The sequence below is a fragment of the Brucella ciceri genome, from assembly GCF_041930145.1.
GTDB classification, from domain to species: domain Bacteria; phylum Pseudomonadota; class Alphaproteobacteria; order Rhizobiales; family Rhizobiaceae; genus Brucella; species Brucella intermedia.
This window is the reverse complement of sequence record NZ_JBHEEV010000039.1, coordinates 1-658: the sequence shown is the minus strand read 5'-3', so window position 1 is coordinate 658 and position 658 is coordinate 1. Positions and strand designations below refer to the sequence as shown.

The following is a 658-nucleotide window of genomic DNA, read 5'->3' as shown; positions in this document are numbered from 1 at the left end:
TTTGATAAGGAAGCGGGTTACTCCGCGGCAACGGGTGCGGCGGCCGTTTCCTGCGGGGATGGCGCGCGCTGCCCATCGTCCGATTTGTCGATGCGCTGGCCCTCGCGCGTGGGCTTGACCAGCGGTTCGGGCGTAACTGGCTTGTTGAAAAGCAGGTGGCGCCCCGCCATGATCCCCTCTGATGCCTGCACATGCAGCCGGTCTTCGTCGCGCTGGCGCACATCTTCGCGGATCGCATAGGCATTGGCTTCGGAAAGGCCCAGCCCCTCCAGCGTGCGCTGCCCGAACAGAAGGCCGGATTCAAAGGTTTCACGCAGCTCGTATTCCACACCCTGCGCGCGCAGTTGCAGCGTATGTTCGCGGTCATAGGAGCGCACGAACAGGCGCACGTCGGGATATTCCGACTGGATCAGATTGACGATGTGGTTGGTCGTCGATTTCTTGTGCGTGCAAATGGCAACGATCTTGGCCTTGCGGATGCCTGCCGCTTCTAGCACATCCTTGCGGGTGCCATCGCCAAAATAGATGCGGAAACCGAACTTGCCGGCCGCGCGGACACGGTTGGAGGAACTGTCGATCACAGTCACATCAATGCCGCCGGCAAGGAGAATCTGTGCCGCGATCTGCCCGTAACGCGAGAAGCCGATCATGAGGACAT

The 658-nt window shown here is 60.9% G+C and carries 1 protein-coding gene; it reads right to left on the bottom strand.

Going from position 1 to position 658, the window contains the following annotated elements:
• Nucleotides 1-17: 17 nt before the first annotated feature.
• Nucleotides 18-658 (bottom strand): NAD-binding protein (locus tag JNC63_RS21880; protein WP_277713027.1); only part of this gene is annotated, 641 nt, incomplete at its 5' end.